General features: G+C 59.2%; 18 protein-coding genes. 12 read left to right on the forward strand and 6 right to left on the reverse strand.

Annotated elements, in window-relative coordinates; all coding sequences use genetic code 11:
• Nucleotides 1–155 precede the first annotated feature (155 nt).
• Nucleotides 156–842: a response regulator transcription factor gene (locus DL88_RS07185; protein WP_034994049.1), complete on the reverse strand. Its 687-nt coding sequence runs from the start codon at nucleotides 840–842 to the stop codon at nucleotides 156–158.
• A 910-nt stretch (nucleotides 843–1,752) separates the two neighbouring features.
• Between DL88_RS07185 and DL88_RS07195 the strand changes: the two genes are divergently transcribed.
• Complete coding sequence (locus DL88_RS07195; RefSeq protein ID WP_051955722.1) at nucleotides 1,753–2,346, forward strand: L,D-transpeptidase family protein; 594 nt, start codon at nucleotides 1,753–1,755, stop codon at nucleotides 2,344–2,346.
• Nucleotides 2,347–2,361: 15 nt separating this feature from the next.
• Here the strand turns inward: DL88_RS07195 and DL88_RS07200 are convergent, their stop codons facing one another.
• Nucleotides 2,362–3,039: a YggS family pyridoxal phosphate-dependent enzyme gene (locus tag DL88_RS07200; RefSeq protein WP_034994054.1), complete on the reverse strand. Its 678-nt coding sequence runs from the start codon at nucleotides 3,037–3,039 to the stop codon at nucleotides 2,362–2,364.
• Nucleotides 3,040–3,145: 106 nt separating this feature from the next.
• On the opposite strand from DL88_RS07200, the gene leuS reads away from it, so the two are divergent.
• From leuS to leuD, 11 genes are all read left to right on the forward strand, one after another.
• Entirely contained in the window at nucleotides 3,146–5,800 is a 2,655-nt protein-coding gene (gene leuS, locus DL88_RS07205; RefSeq protein WP_034994285.1) for a leucine--tRNA ligase, read from the forward strand.
• Complete coding sequence (gene lptE, locus DL88_RS07210) at nucleotides 5,787–6,398, forward strand: LPS assembly lipoprotein LptE (protein WP_084705033.1); 612 nt, start codon at nucleotides 5,787–5,789, stop codon at nucleotides 6,396–6,398. The genes leuS and lptE overlap by 14 nt, the downstream gene beginning before the upstream one ends.
• Before the next feature lie 65 nt (nucleotides 6,399–6,463).
• On the forward strand, nucleotides 6,464–6,598 hold the full coding sequence (locus DL88_RS20925) for a hypothetical protein (RefSeq protein ID WP_280949196.1): 135 nt from the start codon (nucleotides 6,464–6,466) through the stop codon (nucleotides 6,596–6,598).
• A 313-nt stretch (nucleotides 6,599–6,911) separates the two neighbouring features.
• Nucleotides 6,912–7,334: a hypothetical protein gene (locus DL88_RS07215; protein ID WP_051955695.1), complete on the forward strand. Its 423-nt coding sequence runs from the start codon at nucleotides 6,912–6,914 to the stop codon at nucleotides 7,332–7,334.
• 145 nt (nucleotides 7,335–7,479) lie between these two features.
• Nucleotides 7,480–8,505 (forward strand): DNA polymerase III subunit delta, encoded by a 1,026-nt coding sequence (gene holA, locus DL88_RS07220; protein WP_034994057.1) that lies wholly within the window; start codon nucleotides 7,480–7,482, stop codon nucleotides 8,503–8,505.
• Between the two features lie 490 nt (nucleotides 8,506–8,995).
• A complete protein-coding gene (locus DL88_RS07225) occupies nucleotides 8,996–9,559 on the forward strand; it encodes a F0F1 ATP synthase subunit delta (protein WP_034994058.1) in 564 nt (187 codons plus the stop codon).
• Nucleotides 9,559–11,088, forward strand: coding sequence for a F0F1 ATP synthase subunit alpha (atpA, locus tag DL88_RS07230; RefSeq protein WP_034994061.1), 1,530 nt, complete (start codon nucleotides 9,559–9,561; stop codon nucleotides 11,086–11,088). Before DL88_RS07225 ends, atpA begins: the two co-directional genes overlap by 1 nt.
• Nucleotides 11,089–11,234: 146 nt before the next feature.
• Entirely contained in the window at nucleotides 11,235–12,116 is an 882-nt protein-coding gene (locus DL88_RS07235) for a F0F1 ATP synthase subunit gamma (RefSeq protein ID WP_034994062.1), read from the forward strand.
• A gap of 26 nt (nucleotides 12,117–12,142) precedes the next feature.
• Nucleotides 12,143–13,591 carry a F0F1 ATP synthase subunit beta gene (atpD, locus tag DL88_RS07240; protein ID WP_034994064.1) on the forward strand — a complete coding sequence of 483 codons (1,449 nt, stop codon included), beginning with the start codon at nucleotides 12,143–12,145 and terminating at the stop codon, nucleotides 13,589–13,591.
• 233 nt (nucleotides 13,592–13,824) lie between these two features.
• On the forward strand, nucleotides 13,825–14,229 hold the full coding sequence (locus tag DL88_RS07245) for a F0F1 ATP synthase subunit epsilon (protein WP_034994065.1): 405 nt from the start codon (nucleotides 13,825–13,827) through the stop codon (nucleotides 14,227–14,229).
• 410 nt (nucleotides 14,230–14,639) lie between these two features.
• Entirely contained in the window at nucleotides 14,640–15,245 is a 606-nt protein-coding gene (leuD, locus tag DL88_RS07250; RefSeq protein ID WP_034994067.1) for a 3-isopropylmalate dehydratase small subunit, read from the forward strand.
• An 80-nt stretch (nucleotides 15,246–15,325) separates the two neighbouring features.
• Here leuD and DL88_RS07255 read toward each other — a convergent pair whose 3' ends face one another.
• The 4 genes from DL88_RS07255 to cysE form a co-directional block, all read right to left on the reverse strand.
• Complete coding sequence (locus DL88_RS07255) at nucleotides 15,326–16,327, reverse strand: adenosine kinase (protein WP_034994069.1); 1,002 nt, start codon at nucleotides 16,325–16,327, stop codon at nucleotides 15,326–15,328.
• 196 nt (nucleotides 16,328–16,523) lie between these two features.
• A complete protein-coding gene (locus tag DL88_RS20930; RefSeq protein ID WP_280949197.1) occupies nucleotides 16,524–16,649 on the reverse strand; it encodes a hypothetical protein in 126 nt (41 codons plus the stop codon).
• A gap of 361 nt (nucleotides 16,650–17,010) precedes the next feature.
• Nucleotides 17,011–18,000, reverse strand: a complete 990-nt coding sequence (cysK, locus tag DL88_RS07260) for a cysteine synthase A (protein WP_034994071.1) — start codon at nucleotides 17,998–18,000, stop codon at nucleotides 17,011–17,013.
• A gap of 261 nt (nucleotides 18,001–18,261) precedes the next feature.
• The gene (gene cysE / locus DL88_RS07265; RefSeq protein WP_034994073.1) at nucleotides 18,262–19,122 is read right to left on the reverse strand and encodes a serine O-acetyltransferase; all 861 of its coding nucleotides are present in this window, start codon (nucleotides 19,120–19,122) and stop codon (nucleotides 18,262–18,264) included.
• Between the last annotated feature and the right edge of the window lie 217 nt (nucleotides 19,123–19,339).

The following is a 19,339-nucleotide window of genomic DNA, read 5'->3' on the forward strand; positions in this document are numbered from 1 at the left end:
GCCTCACGCAACGCCCGCATCAGTCTCACGCAAGTTCGACCAAACTTAGGACAAGACCCGGGACGGCGCCGACGATTGCAGGGCTGATTGCTTGCCGCAATCGGCTGGAATGATTACCGCCGGAGACGGAGGTTACAGATTACAGGCAAGGGTGGTTAAGGCACGAGTTTGTATCCGCCGGTTTCTGTAATCAGCAATTGGGCTTTGGTGGGGTCTTCCTCGATCTTCTGGCGTAGCCGGTAGATATGCGTTTCCAGCGTATGCGTCGTGACATTGGCATTGTAGCCCCAGACTTCACGCAGAAGCACGTCGCGTGTGACGACATTCTGGCCGGCCCGATAGAGGAAGCGAAGGATGGCGGTTTCCTTCTCGGTCAGGCGCAGCTTGGTGCCTTTGTCGTTGATGAGATGTTTGGCGCCCGGCTGGAATGTATAATGACCGATGCGGAACATCGCTTCGTCGCTGCTTTCATGCTGGCGCAGATGCGCGCGGATGCGGGCGAGCAGGACGGCAAAGCGGAACGGCTTGGTGACGTAATCATTGGCCCCGGCATCGAGACCCTGGACCGTATCGCCCTCCGAATCATGGCCGGTGAGCATGATGATGGGATTTTTGAAGCCTTCCTGCCGCATCTCCTTGACGGCGTCGCGTCCGTCCTTGTCGGGCAGGCCGACATCCATGAGCACGACGTCCGGTGTTTCATGCTGAATGAGCGTCAGGGCCTGCTGCGCGCTCGCGGCTTCCAGAATGGCAAATTCCGGGTGAAGAGCGAATTGTTCGGCGAGCGCTGCGCGAAGATCGTTGTCATCATCGACGATGAGGATCTTGAGAACCTGCGACATGAAGAAAGTCCTTGACGAGAGTGTTCTTGGTTCGGGCGCTCAGGAGGATCGGGCGTGAGCCGAAGGGTTCGAGAGCCGGCTGAAGTGTTTCGGATGGAGCCGGAAAGGTCCGCTAAAACAATCGGAGCCTTTTCCGCTTCGCGGGAATCGTCAGAAACTTTGAAAAGCTTGAAAATTCATTCATTTTTTAAGTGGGTGCCGTTCGAATCCATCCCAGGCTTGGCTGCGTCCTGTCGGAAAGTGGATTAGAATTTCTGGAAATTTTGTGTATTTACAGGTAATTAGATGGTCGTTCATGAGCGCGGCCGATCAAACGATGCCCGGGAACAGGCGGCCATCTCGTTGAACCGCTTCCTTAGGCATCTTTCTGATCCTTCTCTTTCTTAAAAGCAGCGCCGATGCGGAATGCCGCCTTGCGCCTGGGGGGTGAGCGCTGGCCCCATCGTGCCAGCCGGCGCTTTCCCTCGGAGGAAAGCAGCCGCAAAATCTGCGCTTTTCGTCCCAATCTTGTCGAAAATACCATTGATCAGATGTGGTGGAAGAAAATTTCCAGCCGATTCGATGAGGAGGAAACGAAAATGATGGCAAATCCTGATGAGCGATAGGCGCTGAAGTTAGGCGATTGGGTTTAGTCGTTGCCCGGGAAATCTGTCCAGACCATGATCTGCTCTGGAACGAAGCCAATTTTCAAACCTGCGTGTCCTCTGCCAGATGTAGACCCGCCGCACGCTAAAAATTAAGAAGATGTCTGCCTTTTCGCCAGGGTTTCGCTCGGCATTCGAGCGATAATGGATAAACCCCTGTCACAAGCCCAAAAGGCCTCATGTTTCCTCCACGATTTCCTGCCCGTTGTTATGGAATGGGTAAAGCCGTGCTTGATCTCTCATCCAAACCTTTGCGGCGGTCATTCATGCCGAAAAAGAGACCTATCTCAGCCTTGTCCCGGATTGTGGCGAGGCCGGTGCCGGGTGGCGACCGGTGGAAGGGACGGCTGCATGCAGGATTTCTGGTTCTGCCCTGTGCCCTTGGCCGCGCTGGCGTCGTGACGGATAAGCGCGAAGGCGATCATGCCTCGCCGCGAGGGGATTTTTCTCTGCTCGGGGGCTTTTTTCGTTCCGACCGTTTGCGTCGGCCAGCTTGCAGGCTGGCGCTGCGGCCATTACGGCGGGAAATGGGCTGGTGCGATGACGCAGATAGCTTTCTCTACAATCGCCCCATGATCCTTTCGTTGGCGGAGTTCTCCGTCGGCCCGCTCGCAGGCGGTCCACGCCACGAGGTGATGTGGCGCAAGGATTCTCTCTACGACATCGTATTCCAGCTCGATCACAACCAAAACCCGCGCATGCGCGGTCGCGGCAGCGCGATCTTTCTCCATTGCGCGCGTCCGGATCCTGCGCGTCCAGGGCAATTTGCTCCGACTGAAGGATGTGTCGCGCTGCCTTTGCCGGTCTTGCGTAAATTGCTGCCGCTGCTTGCCCCGCATTGCCGGTTGCGGATTGGCTGATCCGGCTGGCCTGTTTCAGCGATGGCCGAACAGGGCGCTGCCGATGCGCACATGAGTCGCGCCGAGCTGGATAGCCAGTTCGTAATCGGCGCTCATTCCCATGGAAAGATCAGCCAGCCCGTTGCGTTCGGCAAGTTTGTTCAGAAGTGCGAAATGCGGCGAGGCCTGATCGTCGACCGGGGGAATGCACATCAGGCCGGAAATCGTAAGGCCATAATCTTTCCGGCACTGGGTGATGAAACGGTCCGCTTCCTGCGGCAAGACACCGGCCTTTTGCGGCTCCGCGCCAGTGTTCACCTGTATATAAAGACGGGGATGGCGTCCGCTTTTTTGAATTTCCTCGGCGATGGCGCGGGCGATCTTCTCGCGGTCGACCGTCTCGATACAATCGAAGAAGCCGACGGCCTCCCGCGCCTTGTTGGATTGCAGCGGGCCGATCAGATGCAATTCGACTCCGGGATAGGCGGCACGGAGAGCCGGCCATTTCTCCATCGCCTCCTGCACCCGGTTTTCGCCGAAGAGGCGTTCGCCAGCCGCGAGAATCGGTGTGATGGCCTCGGCGGGAAAGGTTTTTGAGACGCAGACGAGTTTGACGGAAGCGGGATCACGCCCCGCATCGCGCGCCGCGCGATCAATGGTTGCATGGATTTCGGCGAGCCTTGCGAGGCTTTCCGGCTCCGCGGGAACGATCATGGCCTAGAGCCTCCAGCCGTGATGGCGGCGCGATCCTTGACCGGCCCTGCCAATAATGCTGTTTACCCCCAAAGGCAGTTTCATTTTCAACAGATTGACTCTCAGCATGGACCAGGAGCGCTACAACGCCCGCGAAGCGGAACCCAAATGGCAGAAGATTTGGGAAGACGCGGCTCTGTTTCAGACCGGCAACGGCGATTCGCGCCCCAAATATTATGTGCTTGAAATGTTCCCCTATCCGTCGGGGCGCATCCATATGGGCCATGTCCGCAATTATACCATGGGCGATGTGATCGCCAGATACAAAAGGGCGAAGGGTTTCGGCGTTCTGCATCCGATGGGCTGGGATGCTTTCGGCATGCCGGCGGAAAATGCCGCGATGCAGAACAAGAGCCATCCCGCCGAATGGACCTATGCCAATATTGCGACCATGCGGGCGCAGCTGAAGAGCATGGGTCTGTCGCTCGACTGGTCGCGCGAGATCGCCACCTGCGACGTCGCTTATTATAGGCATGAACAACGGCTGTTTCTCGATCTTCTCGATCATGGCTTCGCCTATCGCAAACAGTCCAAGGTGAATTGGGATCCGGTCGATTGCACGGTGCTCGCCAATGAGCAGGTGATCGATGGGCGCGGCTGGCGCTCGGGCGCTCTCGTCGAGCAACGGGAACTGACGCAATGGTTCCTGAAGATCGGCGCTTTTGCCGATGATTTGCTCTCGGGGCTCGATACGCTTACCCGCTGGCCGGAGAAAGTGCGCCTGATGCAGGCGAACTGGATCGGAAGGTCGGAAGGGCTTCTGGTGCGTTTCGCTTTGGCACCGGTGCAAACGTCCCAAGAATCCGATAGCGTATCCGATGCTGTATCGGAGGTCGAAGTCTATACGACGCGGCCGGACACTCTGTTTGGCGCGAAATTCATCGCCATTGCCGCCGATCATCCGCTCGCCGCCGCCTGCGCTGAAAACAATCCAGAACTCGCCGATTTCATCGCCGAATGTCGGCGCATGGGCACCTCCGTGGCGGTTCTCGAGACGGCCGAGAAAAAGGGCTACGACACGGGGCTCAGGGTTCACCATCCCTTCGATGAAAATTGGCTGTTGCCGGTCTATGTCGCCAATTTCGTGCTGATGGATTACGGCACCGGCGCGATTTTCGGCTGCCCGGCGCATGACCAGCGCGACCTCGATTTCGCCAATGCCTATGGGCTCGGCAACCAGCCGGTGGTCTGCCCGCCGGATCAGGATCCGGCGACTTTCGTCATCACCGACAAGGCTTATGACGGCGACGGCACCCTCATCCATTCCCGTTTTCTCGACGGCATGACGATTCCGGCGGCGAAGGAGGCAGTGGCGAAAAGGCTGGAGGAGCAGACGCTCGGCAATGCGCCGCAGGCGCAGCGCAAGATCAATTTCCGCCTGCGCGACTGGGGCATTTCGCGCCAGCGCTATTGGGGCTGTCCGATCCCGATCATCCATTGTGAGGATTGCGGCATCGTGCCGGTGCCGCGCGCCGATCTCCCGGTCGTTCTGCCGAAGGATGTGAGCTTCGATGAGCCGGGTAATCCGCTCGACCGGCATCCCACCTGGAAATATGTCGCCTGCCCGCAATGCGGAAAGGCGGCGCGGCGCGAGACGGATACGATGGATACTTTCGTCGATTCGTCCTGGTATTTCACCCGTTTCACCGATCCGTGGAACGCGGGGGATCCCACGACGCCGGAGGCGATCGCTCATTGGCTGCCGGTCGATCAATATATCGGCGGGATCGAACATGCGATCCTGCATCTCCTCTATGCCCGTTTCTTCACCCGCGCGATGCAGGCGACTGGCCAGATGGGCGAGGTGAGAGAGCCTTTCGCCGGGCTCTTCACCCAGGGCATGGTGGTGCATGAGACCTATCGCGACAAGGCGGGCGCCTGGGTGAATCCGGGGCAATTGCGGTTCGAGACGCAGGGCAATGAGCGTCGCGCCTTTCTGCTCGACAGCGGCGAGGAAGTCGCGATCGGCCCGATCGAGAAAATGTCGAAATCGAAACGCAACACGGTCGATCCGGACGAGATCATCTCGACCTATGGCGCCGATACGGCGCGCTGGTTCGTGTTGACCGGGTCGCCGCCGGAGCGCGACGTGATCTGGACCGAGGAAGGCGTGCAGGGGGCTTCCAAATTCGTCCAGCGCCTGTGGCGTCTCGTCGGCGAGCTGATGCAGGCGGCTGGGAGCGAGGAACCTGCCGAACCGGCGGTTTTCGGTCCGGCGGCATCGGCCATCCGCAAGGCTTCGCACGGCGCGCTGATCAAGGTCGAGAGTGATATCGAACGGTTGCATTTCAACACAGCGATCGCCACCATTCATGACCTTGCCAACAAGCTTTCAGCATCGATCGGCGCGATCGAATCGGAGGAGATCGGCGCGGATGTCCGCTTCGCCTGCCGTGAGGCGGCCTCGATCCTCATCCGCCTGTTCGCGCCGATGATGCCGCATCTTGCGGAGGAATGCTGGGCGGCGGCCAGTTTTGCCGGTCTCGCCGCGCAAATGCCCTGGCCGGACGCCGATCCTTCTCTCGTCGTCGAGGACGAGATGACTTTGCCGGTGCAGGTCAATGGCCGTAAGCGCGCCGACCTCACCATTGCGCGCGAGGCGAGCGAAGCCGAAATTCAGGCGGCGGCGGCAGCGCTCGAAGCCGTCCAGAAGGCGCTGGAAGGCAAGCCGGTGAAGAAGATCATCGTGGTCCCGCGGAGGATCGTGAATGTCGTTGCATGAGGCATTTCGAAGCGTCCCGTGCCGCATCGGCCGGTTTCGGGTGGGGTATCGGCACGTTATCGCCTGCGTGAGCCAGCGTGTGCGCCTGATGCGTCCTTTGCAGGCGGCATTTTGCTGCCTCTGGCTCACGGGCTGCCTGCAGCCGGTCTACGGTCCGATGAGCGCCGGTGGCAGCAGCGTCGAAAGCGAAATGCAGGCGATTGCCGTCGATCCGATTTCCGATCGTTTTGGCCATTATCTCGGCAATGAACTGATCTTCGCGCTGAACGGCACTGGCTCGCATGTCCCGCCGAAATATCGTCTGCTGCTGACCGTGCACGAAAGCGCGACGACGGCGCTGATCGACACGGTGAGCGGGCGCGCGAGTGCCGCTACCAATGTCATCAATGCCGATTTCAAGCTGGTTCCCTATGGCGGCGGTGAGCCGATCGTCAAGGGCACGGCGACGGTTTCCGCGAGCTACGACCGCAACAGCCAGCGTTTCTCCAATCTGCGCGCCGCACGCGACGCCGAGATCCGCAATGCCAAGACGCTCGCCGATCAAATCCGCCTGCGCCTCGCAACCGCGCTCGCCGCTCGTGATGCGGTCAAGAGCTGAGTCGGCGGGTCCCAAGGAAAGCTCTGAAGCGGCTTTATGAGGTGAGATCGAAGAACGCGGTCCATTTGCCGCGGCGTCCCCTGGACCAGGACGGAAATGGCTTCGAACTCAAGGAATTGATCGATTCTCGCGGAGCTGTGAAACAGGCGATGGCGGCTCATGGCATGGTTTCCTCCGGCGAGACGCAGGGCTCTACTTGATCTGTAACCCACTGGAATATTGGAAATATTCTGTTCCGCAGTGATCTGTCTGCCGCATTTGCGTGGGGAATAGGGCGCCTCCGTCCAAAGGTCCGGAATCTTTCGGTGTCTTGAAAAGGCGCCATTTCGCCCGCAGATGCACGCTGCGAGGCCGCTTCGTGGCGTCAGCTCTGGGCGCGGATCCCCGTCGCGTCGTACCCATCTCCGTTGGTTGCGGATCCCCGCCGTTACTTTTCGCATGCCTGAAGATGGATGGTCTCGCTGTCTTGGCGTGGTTGCCCCCGCGCCGCCCCCAATTGCTAGGGAGTGTTCCTTGACCCTCAATCCTTTCGGCAAGAATGCCTTTGGAAAAAACCTTGTTCGGATCCTTCTTCTGGCCTGCGCCCTGACCGCTTTCGAAAAGCCCGTCCTCGCCGCCTCGATCCTCGAACTCAACGACAATAACCAGAATGGGCTTCTCGATGCGGATGAAGCGCGCGATGCCGCCGAGGATCAGTTCGACGATCTCGACAAGGATGACGACGACGTCCTTGATCGCGCGGAACTTGGCTTTCGCCTGAGTGATGCTGCTTTCGCGAGAGCCGATCTCAACCGTGATGGCACCTTGAGCGAGTTCGAGTTTCTGGCGCTGGTGAAGGAGCGATTCGAAAAGGCCGACACTGATCACGACAATTCGCTTTCCGAGGCGGAATTGCGCACCAAGGCCGGTCGGGCCTTCCTGATCCTGCTCCAGTAGCAGTTCCCGGTTGATTTGACGGATCGCGTGGTGCAGCGGATTTGCGGACGCCATGCGATCCTCGCCAAAGGCGTTGGAGGATGGTGCCGCGAATCGCCTGGCGATTCGGTCCTCCTGTTCGTTGAGGGATTGGTGAGGCGCATCGATGGTAGCGATCAAATCCCATGAAGCCGAAAGATTTCTCGCTCGGCTGCCCTCCCATATGGTCCTGTATCTGGTCTTCGGCACCGACAATGGACTCGTGGCCGAACGGACCAGAATGATTCTCGCGCGTTCGGTCGAGGATCCCAAGGACCCCTTTCAATTCCTGCGGATTGCGGGTGACGATCTCGCCGCCGATCCGCAACGCTTGGCGGATGAGGCCCATACGGTGGCTCTCTTTGGCGGCCGCCGCGCTATCCTGATCAGCGCACAGGGAAAGGCCCTCGTCCCGGCGGTCGAGCCGGTGCTGGCGACGCCTCCGGTCGATTGCACCATCATCATCGAAGCCGGCGCCCTCAAAAAGGATGCGCCTCTGCGCAAGCTCTGCGAGCGCGATAAAAACGCTGCGGCGATCGAATGTTATCCCGATAATCAACGGGAACTTGGCCAATTGATCGAGACCGAAGTGGCGGCGGCAAGGCTTTCCATTACCCGTGAAGCCAGCGAGGAATTGCAGGGCCTGCTTGGCGCGGACCGGCTCACGACGCGTGGTGAACTCGAGAAACTGCTGCTCTATGCGCATGGCGACGGGGAAATCACGCGCGCCCATGTCGAGGCGATTGTCACCGATGCGTCGGGCCTTTTCGCCGATACGGCGGTCAATGCGGCCTTTAGCGGCGATGCTCTCGGCGCTGAAAAGACCGCGCGCCGTGTTTTCGAGGAGATTGGCGACGCCAATATGGTGCTCGGCATGGCCCTGCGCCAGGCCATGAGCCTGCATCGTGGCCGCCTGGACAAGAATGAAGGAATGGCGGCGCGGGGGCCGTCAGGTTATGGCGGCTCATCTTGGCGCGCGGCGGCGACGGAACAATTGCTCACCCGATGGAGCGCGGAAAGGCTTGCCGACGCTATCGCCCTGCTTGGTGAGGCGATCGGGCAGGCGCGGCGCGAGCCCAGGCTTGCCGAGGCGATCGCCCTGCGCGCGCTCTGGAGCGTCGCCTTGCTGGCCGCCGGGCGTAAACCACGCTGACGGCGCGTCGTGCGCTTTCAACCTTTGCAGGATGAGAGACCGGCTATTTCGAAACAGCTCCAACAGGATAGGCCAAACCCGATCAGATAGGGAGCAGTTTCCCCCGCTGCAATGCCAAGTTTGCGCTGCCTTAGGGTTGCGCATGAAAAAGGCTTATGTTACGTGACCGTCGCTCAGGGGGGATAGAGCTTCGTCACAATGATGTGTTCCCCCAAGCGGCTGCGCGCGGCTGAAGCCGCGATCGATCTTACTTTTTAAGTAAAATCGAGGCTGCCACGACTTTTGAACGGGAGCAGATCTGTAAAGATTTTGCTTAGCTCTGCCTCTGTCGATCCGGGCCCGGTGGCGTTTCGATGCGACGGGTCTCAAGGGTCCATAGTGGGATCGGCGCTTCGGCTGGCGTTGCGGCTGGTTGCAGCGCTTGGCGGCTGGGAAATTTGGCAGCCAAAGAATTTTGGGGCCGGGCGGTTCGGCCCGAGGGGATGAGCCAGTGGCGGTAGAAGAAACAATCGTTTCGGGAATGGCAGGGCGCTACGCGCATGCGCTGTTCTCCCTCGCGAAAGAAAGCGGCCAGATCGATCAGGTCGCCGATGAATTGCAGCAGGTCAGGAGCGCCTATCGCGAGAGCGAGGATCTGCAGAAATTCATCCAGAGCCCGGTCTTTTCCGCTGAGACACAGGTCAGGGTTCTGACCGCTGTGCTTGAGTCTTTGGGCATCAAGGGGCTCACCGCGAATTTCTTCAAGCTGATCGCTTCCAAGCGCCGCCTGTTCGGCGCACCGAAGATGATCGAGGGCTTCAATCACCTGCGCGATGTCGAATATGGCATCGTCCGCGCGACGGTGACCTCCGCCGCTGCCCTCAAGGATGAGCAGATCGAAGCCCTGAAAGGGTCGCTTGCCGCGTTGAGCGGCGGCAAGAGTGTCGAGATCACGGCCAAGGTCGATCCGGCACTCATTGGTGGCTTGGTCGTGCAATTGGGATCGCGCATGATCGACGGCTCCCTCAAGACGAAATTGAACGCGATTCGCACACGTATGAAAGAGGTCGGTTGATGGATATCCGCGCCGCTGAAATCTCCGCGATTCTCAAGAAGGAGATCGCCAACTTCGGAAGCGAAGCCGAAGTTACCGAAGTCGGCCAGGTTCTGTCCGTCGGCGACGGTATTGCACGCGTCTATGGCCTCGACAATGTCGAAGCCGGCGAGATGGTCGATTTCGAATCGGGCGTCCGGGGTGTGGCTCTCAACCTCGAAGCCGATAATGTCGGCGTCGTCATTTTCGGTTCCGACCGTACCGTTGCCGAAGGTCAGACCGTCAAGCGTTCGCGCGAAATCGTGAGTGTTCCGGTCGGTCCGGAATTGCTTGGCCGCGTCGTCGACGCTCTTGGCAACCCCATCGACGGCAAGGGGCCGATCAACGCGAAGCAGTTTGCGCTCGCCGATATCAAGGCGCCGGGCATCATTCCGCGTAAATCCGTCCATGAACCGATGGCGACTGGCATCAAGGCGATCGATGCGCTGATTCCGATCGGCCGCGGCCAGCGTGAATTGATCATCGGCGACCGCCAGACCGGCAAGACCGCTGTCGCACTGGATGCGATGCTCAATCAGAAAGCCGCCAATCTCGGCACTGACGAGAAGGCCAAGCTCTATTGCGTTTATGTCGCGATCGGCCAGAAGCGTTCGACCGTCGCGCAATTCGTGAAGGTTCTGGAAGAATCGGGCGCGTTGCCCTATTCGATCGTCGTCGCGGCCACTGCATCCGATCCGGCGCCGATGCAATTCCTCGCCCCCTTCACCGGCTGCGCCATGGGCGAATATTTCCGCGACAATGGCCTTCATGCGCTCATCACCTATGATGATCTGTCGAAGCAGGCCGTTGCCTATCGTCAGATGTCGCTGCTGCTGCGCCGTCCGCCGGGACGTGAAGCCTATCCGGGTGACGTCTTCTATCTCCATTCCCGTCTGCTCGAGCGCGCTGCCAAGCTGTCCGATGAAAAGGGCGCGGGTTCGCTCACCGCTCTGCCGGTCATCGAGACGCAGGCCAACGACGTCTCCGCCTATATTCCGACCAATGTGATTTCGATCACCGACGGTCAGATCTTCCTCGAAACCGATCTTTTCTATCAGGGCATCCGTCCTGCGGTGAACGTCGGTATTTCGGTTTCCCGCGTCGGTTCCGCCGCGCAGACCAAATCGATGAAGAAGGTCGCCGGCAAGATCAAGGGTGAGCTTGCTCAATATCGCGAACTGGCCGCCTTCGCCCAATTCGGCTCCGATCTCGACGCGACGACGCAGAAGCTTCTCGCCCGTGGTTCTCGCCTGACCGAATTGCTGAAGCAGCCGCAATTCTCTCCGCTCAAGATCGAAGAGCAGGTTTGCGTGATTTATGCCGGTGTCAACGGCTATCTCGACGCTCTCCCGGTCAATCGTATCCGCGCCTATGAGGACGGGCTTCTTGCTCTGCTGCGTTCGACGCATGCCGATCTTCTGGAAGCTATCCGCTCCTCCAAGGATCTCTCGGACGATTCCGCCGCGAAGCTGAAGTCGCTCGTCGAAAGCTACAGCAAGAATTTCGCGTGAAGGCGATTGCCCGTCTGATCCTCACGGTTCCAGACGGGCGCGCTGGCAATGTGTCATTCCGCGCCATCCGGTGCGGAAAGGCGCACGATCGGCCTGGGTTGCAGGATGACCCGGGTTCCATACGACTCTGATCAGGCGGTAGTGCAATGCCCTCGTTGAAGGACCTGCGAAATCGGATCGCTTCCGTCAAGGCGACGCAGAAGATCACCAAGGCCATGCAGATGGTCGCGGCGGCGAAGCTGCGGCGTGCCCAGCTTGCGGCCGAGGCTGCGCGTCCTTATGCGGAACGCATGGACCAGGTTCTTGCAAGTCTCGCCAACATTGTTGGCGGTGGCCAGGATGCGCCGAAACTTCTCGTCGGCAATGGCCGTGACCAGGTGCATCTCCTGGTCGTCTGCACGGCGGAACGCGGTCTTTGCGGGGCCTTCAATTCCTCCATCGCCCGCCTCGCGCGCGATACAGCCAACAGCCTTCTCGCGGAAGGCAAGGACGTCAAGATCCTCTGCGTTGGCAAGAAGGGGCATGACCTTCTCAAGCGCCAGTTTGGTGAAAAGATCATCGAACTCATTGATCTTCGTAGCGTCAAGACGATTGGTTTCGTCAACGCCGACGTGATCGGGCGCAAGATTCTCAATCTCTTCAAAGATGGTGAATTCGACGTCTGCACCATCTTCTTCTCCAAATTCCGCACGGTCCTCCACCAGATTCCGACCGCGCAGCAGCTCATTCCGCTGACGGTGGCGAAGGACGAGACGGCGCCGGCCGCTCCGCCCTCCCTCTATGACTACGAGCCGAGCGAGGAACAGATTCTCGCAACGCTTCTGCCGCGCAACATCTCTATCCAGATCCTGCGGGCCCTGCTCGAAAATGCCGCATCCGAACAAGGGGCGCGGATGAGCGCGATGGATAGTGCCTCGCGCAACGCCGGCGAAATGATCAAGAAACAGACGATGCAATATAACCGCTCGCGTCAGGCGATGATCACGAAGGAACTGATCGAGATCATCTCCGGCGCCGAAGCGCTCTGATTTTTCGAGGATTGAAGGGTCGAACCATGGCTGACGCAGCTCTCAACCGTCCGACAGGGCACATTACCCAGATCATCGGCGCCGTCATCGACGTGAAGTTCGATGGTCATCTGCCGCCAATCCTCAACGCGCTCGAAACCGAGAACCAGGGCAACCGTCTGGTGTTGGAAGTGGCGCAGCATCTTGGTGAAAACGAAGTGCGCTGCATTGCCATGGACGTGACCAACGGTCTCGTGCGCGGCCAGAAGGTTTCTGACACCGGTTCGCCGATCATGGTGCCCGTCGGTGAGGAATGCCTCGGCCGCATCCTGAACGTCATCGGCGAGCCGGTTGACGAATTGGGTCCGGTTGGCACCACCGCCCGCCGCGCCATTCATCAGCCCGCGCCGCCCTATGATGAACAATCCACGGAAGCTCAGATCCTCGTGACGGGCATCAAGGTTGTCGATCTTCTGGCTCCCTATTCAAAGGGCGGTAAGGTCGGCCTTTTCGGTGGCGCCGGCGTCGGCAAGACCGTGCTCATCATGGAACTGATCAATAATATCGCCAAGGCGCACGGTGGTTATTCGGTCTTCGCCGGTGTCGGCGAGCGTACCCGCGAGGGTAATGACCTCTACCACGAAATGATCGAATCCAAGGTCAATGTCGATCCGCATGAACATGGCGGTTCGGCCAAGGGTTCGAAATGCGCGCTGGTCTATGGCCAGATGAACGAGCCTCCGGGCGCTCGTGCCCGTGTCGCTCTCTCCGGCCTCACCATTGCCGAAGACTTCCGCGACAAGGGGCAGGACGTTCTCTTCTTCGTCGACAATATCTTCCGCTTCACCCAGGCAGGTTCGGAAGTGTCGGCGCTCCTCGGCCGTATTCCTTCGGCGGTGGGTTATCAGCCGACGCTCGCCACCGACATGGGCGCACTGCAGGAACGTATCACCACCACCACCAAGGGTTCGATTACCTCCGTCCAGGCCATTTACGTGCCGGCCGACGACTTGACCGACCCGGCGCCTGCGACTTCCTTCGCCCATCTCGACGCCACGACGGTGCTTTCGCGCTCGATCGCTGAAAAGGGCATTTATCCGGCCGTGGATCCGCTGGATTCCACCTCGCGCAATCTTTCCCCGCTGGTCGTCGGCGAGGAACATTATAATGTCGCGCGTCAGGTCCAGCAGACGCTGCAGCGCTACAAGTCCTTGCAGGACATCATCGCCATTCTTGGCATGGATGAACTTTCCGAAGAAGACAAGCTGACGGTTGCCCGCGCCCGCCGCATCGAGCGTTTCCTCTCGCAGCCGTTCCATGTGGCGGAAGTCTTCACCGGCTCGCCCGGCAAGTTGGTGGCTCTTGCCGATACGATCAAGGGCTTCAAGGGTTTGATCGAAGGCAAATACGATCATCTTCCGGAAGCCGCGTTCTACATGGTCGGTTCGATCGAGGAAGCGATCGAAAAGGCTCAGAAACTCGCCGCCGGCGCCTGATCTTTCTCAGCCGGGCTTTCTGCAAGGAAGGCCCGGCAAGAATGAAGATGTGAAGTAAGGCTGATTTCAATAGAAGCCAGCCGCGGCGGCCGCCGGTCCTGTGGATAGGGCGGGCGGTAAGCCGTTTCGGGCATTATTGATGATGTCTGGTAGCGCTAAGATTTTTGACGATCTGAATGATGCAGGATTATCCATCCTGCCTTGGATCATCGACTGGTTTTCGGGAGCAGAGCATGGCCGCTTTCCATTTCGAACTCGTATCGCCCGAGCGGCTGGTCTTTTCCGGTAAAGTTGCTTCCGTGGTCGTGCCTGGCATCATGGGCGAATTCACGGCACTTGCCGGACAGGCTCCCTTCATGACGACGTTGCGCCCCGGCCTGATCACCCTCGAAGAAGAGGGTAACAAAGGGAAGCAGCAATTCTATGTGCTGGAAGGTTTCGCTGACGTTGGAGAAGCGGGGCTGACCATTCTTGCCGATGTCGCGTTGCCGGTCAGTGAAGTCGATGAAGCGCGTTTCACCGCGGATCTGGCTCAGGCTGAAACCGATATCACTGATGCCCCGGATGATGATTTCCGGCTGCTCGCGATCGAACGGCGTGACCAGCTCGCCTATCTGAAGACCCTGCTGCGCCCCTGAGGCTTTCTCGGGGTTTAGCTCCTGGCTTTTTCTGAGAGGGCAGGAGCGCTTGCCGGCGCGTCTTATCGTAGAGGATGGCGGGAACTCCCGCCTTTCTCCGATACTCGGCCTTCAAGGCGAGGCATTTATTGGTTTCCGGATTATACCCTTGCGGATGCATTCTTGCGACGATGAAGGGCTCTGTAATTTTCCTCGACGTCAATTCAATTGGAAGCCCTTGTGAAAACCAGGACGTTTCCCGCGTGAAGACTAAGGACGCGGGATCGATCGGCGCATCGGCTATGGCTTCGTCATAGCAACCGGTTCTGGACCAGGCCGCCGATCCATGCAAAGACGATCAATGATCGTCCCTTTCACCGCCACGCTGTTGATTGCGCAATGCGGTTCCTATTCCTTTCACAGGACATGTCATGGATAAATTCACGACTTTGACCGGTGTCGCGGCGCCGCTCAAGATCACCAATGTCGACACCGACATGATCATCCCGAAACAATATCTCAAGACCATCAAGCGCACGGGCCTTGGCGAGGGTCTCTTCTCCGATCTGCGCTTCAAGGAAGATGGGTCGGAAAATCCCGAATTCGTTTTGAACAAGCCGGCCTATCGTAACGCGTCGATCCTGATCGCCGGCGATAATTTCGGCTGTGGCTCATCGCGCGAGCACGCTCCCTGGGCTCTGCTCGATTTCGGTATCCGCTGCGTGATTTCGACGAGTTTCGCCGACATTTTCTATAATAATTGCTTCAAGAACGGCATTTTGCCGATCAAGGTGACGGCGGAGCAATTGGCGCTGTTGTTCGACGACGCCGAGCGCGGCTCCAATGCAACCTTGACCGTGGATCTTGAAAATCAGACGATCAAGGGGCCGGATGGCGGCGCGATCCATTTCGAGATCGATCCCTTCCGCAAACATTGCCTGCTGAACGGATTGGACGATATCGGCCTCACCATGGAGAAGGCGGACGCGATCTCTACCTATGAGGCGCGTCAGGCCAAGGAGCATGCCTGGCTCTGACAATAAGGCGCAATCAGTGGGACATAGGAAAGAGCAGAGAGAAATTTCTGCTCTTTTTTATTGACTGATGGCACCCGTCTTTAAAATTCGAAGCCGTTCTGGCGCGCCAGATAGGCTAGGTCCGTCTGCGGCCGTGCGCCAATATGCTGGATGACTTCCGCGGCTGCGAGAGCGCCGAGACGCGCACAGGCCGTATGGTCGAGCCCCTTGCTGAGACCGCTGAGAAAGCCAGCGGCGAAAAGATCTCCCGCCCCTGTCGTATCGACGACCTCTTCGACCGGAAAGGCGGGAACGGCGAGCACGTCGTTCTGACTGACGACAACCGATCCTTTTTCCGATCGGGTCACGATGCCGAGAACCTTTTCCTGGCGCAGCGCCGCTATGGCTGTGTTGAAATCACTCGTCTGATAGAGGGCGTGCAGCTCGGATTCATTGGCGAAGAGAATTTGCACGACGCCGTCCTGGATGAGCGCCATGAACTCCGGCCGGTAACGGTCGACGCAGAATGTGTCCGACAAGGTCAGCGCCACCTTGCGGCCGGCTTCCTCGGCGATCTGCGCGGCTTTGAGAAAGGCTTGTTTGGCGGCTGGTGGATCCCAAAGATAGCCTTCGAGATAGGTGATGGCGGCGCTTTGCACGAGTTCGGGATCGACATCGGCCTCGGTGAGATTGCCGGAGGCGCCGAGAAAAGTGTTCATCGTCCGCTGGCCGTCGGGTGTGACCAGGACGAGGCAAAGGGCACTTGCCGGCCCATCGACGGCGAAAGGTGTCTCAAAGACGACCTTGGCGGCGCGAATGTCGTGGGCGAACTGGTTGCCGAGCGAATCGGCCTTGAGCTTGCCGACAAAACCTGTTTTGCAGCCAAGGCCTGCCGCGCCGATGATCGTATTAGCCGCGGAGCCACCGGAGATGACCGTGACCTGTCCCATGGCTTCGTAAAGGCTGGCCGCGCGCGCTTCGTCGATGAGCGCCATGGAGCCTTTGTTCAGAGCCTGTTTTGCGAGAAAATCATCATCGACCTTGGCGAGGCAATCGACAATGGCATTGCCAAAGCCAAGAACGTCCAATGCGGGAGCGGCCATTTTTTCATCCGATCAGGAGCTGTCAAAACGCTCCCGCTCTCGCATCGACGCTGTCTCGGGTCAAGCCGGGTCTCGGTTCAGGCAAAACCCGGCAAGACATATTCAAGCGCCTCATGAAGCATGAATGCCTAAAAAGAACGGCATTTGGAGAGAGTTTCAGCCGGTTGGGCGATAGCCGCGCCGAGGCTGGAACGGTCTACAGCCAGCGGCGGCGCGCGCGCTGCTCTTCCTCTGGCAATTGCTTGAAGTCACGATTGTATTTCGTGTTCGAATAAATGCGCCAGCCGAACAGGGCGGCAAGAAACACCAACAATGCCCGCATGGGTCCAATCCTTTCAAGAGCGACTCGGCGCGAATAATTAGCCGCCGGAGCGCTTCATTGTCCGATATGGCTGCCGGCCTTCAAACGCCATGGAATCTTTTTGAGCGAGAAGTATCGCCAAGCGATACCAACGCCTTGAGAAAAATCCAATTGAAAGGGGAGCCGCTGCCACGATGCGAGCGTACTCTCGTCCGAGCCATTGCGACATAAATGTTTATCAAAGCCTTTCGGTTCCCGCCAAGCTTGGCCCGATAGAAAAAACCGGCGCCAAGGCACCGGTTTCGCTCAAGGGGAATGACCAAGGGGAATGACAATGACCGCACGGTATCCCGGCTTGTGGATGCATGCTTTTAAGCGCGCCTCAAAGGCCTTCGAAAAGGGCGGTCGATAGGTAGCGCTCGGCAAAAGACGGGATGATCAATACGATATTCTTGCCCTCTGCTTCCGGCCTGAGGCCAATCTCGACAGCGGCTGCGACGGCTGCGCCGGAAGAAATGCCGACAGGAATACCTTCGAGACGCGCGACGAGGCGGGCGGTCTCGAAAGCGGTCTGGTTGCCGACGGTGATGACTTCATCGATCAACGGCCGTTCGAGAACCGACGGGACGAATCCGGCGCCAATGCCCTGGATCTTGTGCGGACCGGGCTGGCCGCCGGAGAGGACAGGCGAATCCTCGGGTTCAACGGCGATGATCTTGAGGCTCGGCTTGCGCGGTTTCAGAACCTGGGCGACGCCGGTGATCGTACCGCCCGTGCCGACGCCGGCGACAAAATAATCGATTCCGCCATTTGTATCGTTCCAGATTTCCTCTGCCGTGGTGAGACGGTGGATTTCGGGATTTGCGGGATTGTCGAACTGGCGCGGAATGATGGCATCGGGATTGGCCGCTGCAAGTTCTTCGGCCTTGGCGATTGCGCCCTTCATACCTTGCGGCGCCGGGGTAAGCACCAATTCAGCACCCAGCAGGGCGAGCATTTTGCGCCGTTCGAGCGACATCGATTCCGGCATGACGAGAATGAGCTTGTAGCCATGCGCGGCAGCGACGAAGGCGAGCGCAATGCCGGTATTGCCGGAAGTGGGTTCGATGAGGACCGTCTTGCCGGGGGTGATCTTGCCGGCGGCTTCGAGCGAGGCGATCATATGGACGCCGATGCGATCCTTCACGCTCGAGATCGGGTTGAAGAATTCCAGCTTGGCGAGAAGGTTCGCCTTGACGCCTTTCTCCTTGGCGATCTTCTGCAGCCGCACCAGCGGCGTATTGCCGATCGTCTCGGTAATGGAATCGTAGATGCGTCCTCGACCCGGGATTTGTGCGGGGGCTTCGGGTTGTTTCACCGCGGGTTCTGCCATTGTATCGCTCCGAAGAATAAGCCGTGGCCAAGCTGGGGCTCAGGCGTGCTGCCGCTTTGGGCGGCCCCCCTGCCGGGCCTGAATACGGCGTTGCGTGCCCGCTGTTTGGAGGGCACGAAAAAGCTCCACCGATTGGTGTGGCGGGATTTCGTTCCGCCGTCCGAAGAAGAGATTCCCGCGGCGAGAATGAAACCAAAATAAAAAGTCTAGTAGTTTTGTCAAGAAAAGACCGGCGCTGGGAGGTTCGGCGTCGGTCGTTGTTCAGATCGTGTAATCGAAGGAATCATAGGACAATTGGCTGAGGATCTGATCCATGCTGCGCGCGGGTTCCGCGCATCCGGCGGTGCCGACCTGCCGGGCCGGAACGCCGGCCACCGTCGTATTCGAGGGGACGGGTTGCAGGACCACGGAACCGGCGGCGATGCGTGAACAGGAGCCGATCTCTATATTGCCGAGAATTTTGGCTCCGGCACCGATCATCACCCCGCGACGGATTTTCGGGTGCCGGTCGCCGCGCTCCTTGCCGGTGCCCCCCAGTGTGACATTCTGCAGGATCGAGACGTCGTCGTCGATCGTCGCCGTCGCGCCGACCACGAGGCCCGTCGCGTGATCGAGAAAAATGCCCTTGCCGAAGCGCGCGGCGGGGTTGATATCGGTCTGGAAGACGTCGGAGGAGCGGCTCTGGATGTAGAGCGCGAAATCCTGCCGTTGATGATGCCACAGCCAATGCGCCAGCCGGTGCGTCTGGATTGCGTGGAAACCCTTGAAATAGAGAAAAGGCTCGATCAGCCGCAGGCAGGCGGGATCACGGTCGAGGACGGCGAGAATATCGGCCCGGAAGGCCTCGCCGATGGAGGGATCATCCGCGGTCGCTTGACCGAAGATCTCGGCGATGAGATAGGCCGGCACCGTGTCATTGCCCAGCCGTGCGGCGATGCGATGCGCGACGGCGCTCTCGAAACTCGTCCGGTTGAGGATGGAACTCACGAAAAGGGGAGCGAGGGCACGCTCCCGGGCAAAGGCGTCTTCCGCTTCCTGGCGCAGACGATCCCACAGCGGATCATAGAGCCCCGGACGATTCGGATCCCGGCTGGAAGGGTTTGAATCGGAAATGAGGGTCATGTGTTTCATGGATTGGCGATTCGGGTTTCGGACAGCCTTGCCCATGGAGACCGCCTGTGGAGCAGCCGGTTGGACAAAGCCGAAGACGCACGGCGACAAGCACTGGCGACATGCATGGAACATGAAAGTTCAGGCATGCTCCAGCGGCGGGTCCCCGTTTCGGTCGCCTTCGCTGTCGGCCAGTCGCTCGACATGACCTATAGTAGTCTATAAAATT

It is taken from the genome of Beijerinckia mobilis (genome assembly GCF_000745425.1).
Taxonomy (GTDB): Bacteria; Pseudomonadota; Alphaproteobacteria; order Rhizobiales; family Beijerinckiaceae; genus Beijerinckia; species Beijerinckia mobilis.

Bases quoted from the DNA above. Each gene is read 5' to 3' on its own strand.
- DL88_RS07185 (WP_034994049.1), bottom strand. From the start codon at position 842: ATGTCGCAGGTTCTCAAGATCCTCATCGTCGATGATGACAACGATCTT.
- DL88_RS07195 (WP_051955722.1), top strand. From the start codon at position 1,753: ATGCCGAAAAAGAGACCTATCTCAGCCTTGTCCCGGATTGTGGCGAGG.
- DL88_RS07200 (WP_034994054.1), bottom strand. From the start codon at position 3,039: ATGATCGTTCCCGCGGAGCCGGAAAGCCTCGCAAGGCTCGCCGAAATC.
- leuS (WP_034994285.1), top strand. From the start codon at position 3,146: ATGGACCAGGAGCGCTACAACGCCCGCGAAGCGGAACCCAAATGGCAG.
- lptE (WP_084705033.1), top strand. From the start codon at position 5,787: ATGTCGTTGCATGAGGCATTTCGAAGCGTCCCGTGCCGCATCGGCCGG.
- holA (WP_034994057.1), top strand. From the start codon at position 7,480: ATGGTAGCGATCAAATCCCATGAAGCCGAAAGATTTCTCGCTCGGCTG.
- atpA (WP_034994061.1), top strand. From the start codon at position 9,559: ATGGATATCCGCGCCGCTGAAATCTCCGCGATTCTCAAGAAGGAGATC.
- DL88_RS07235 (WP_034994062.1), top strand. From the start codon at position 11,235: ATGCCCTCGTTGAAGGACCTGCGAAATCGGATCGCTTCCGTCAAGGCG.
- atpD (WP_034994064.1), top strand. From the start codon at position 12,143: ATGGCTGACGCAGCTCTCAACCGTCCGACAGGGCACATTACCCAGATC.
- DL88_RS07245 (WP_034994065.1), top strand. From the start codon at position 13,825: ATGGCCGCTTTCCATTTCGAACTCGTATCGCCCGAGCGGCTGGTCTTT.
- leuD (WP_034994067.1), top strand. From the start codon at position 14,640: ATGGATAAATTCACGACTTTGACCGGTGTCGCGGCGCCGCTCAAGATC.
- DL88_RS07255 (WP_034994069.1), bottom strand. From the start codon at position 16,327: ATGGCCGCTCCCGCATTGGACGTTCTTGGCTTTGGCAATGCCATTGTC.
- DL88_RS20930 (WP_280949197.1), bottom strand. From the start codon at position 16,649: ATGCGGGCATTGTTGGTGTTTCTTGCCGCCCTGTTCGGCTGGCGCATT.
- cysK (WP_034994071.1), bottom strand. From the start codon at position 18,000: ATGGCAGAACCCGCGGTGAAACAACCCGAAGCCCCCGCACAAATCCCG.
- cysE (WP_034994073.1), bottom strand. From the start codon at position 19,122: ATGACCCTCATTTCCGATTCAAACCCTTCCAGCCGGGATCCGAATCGT.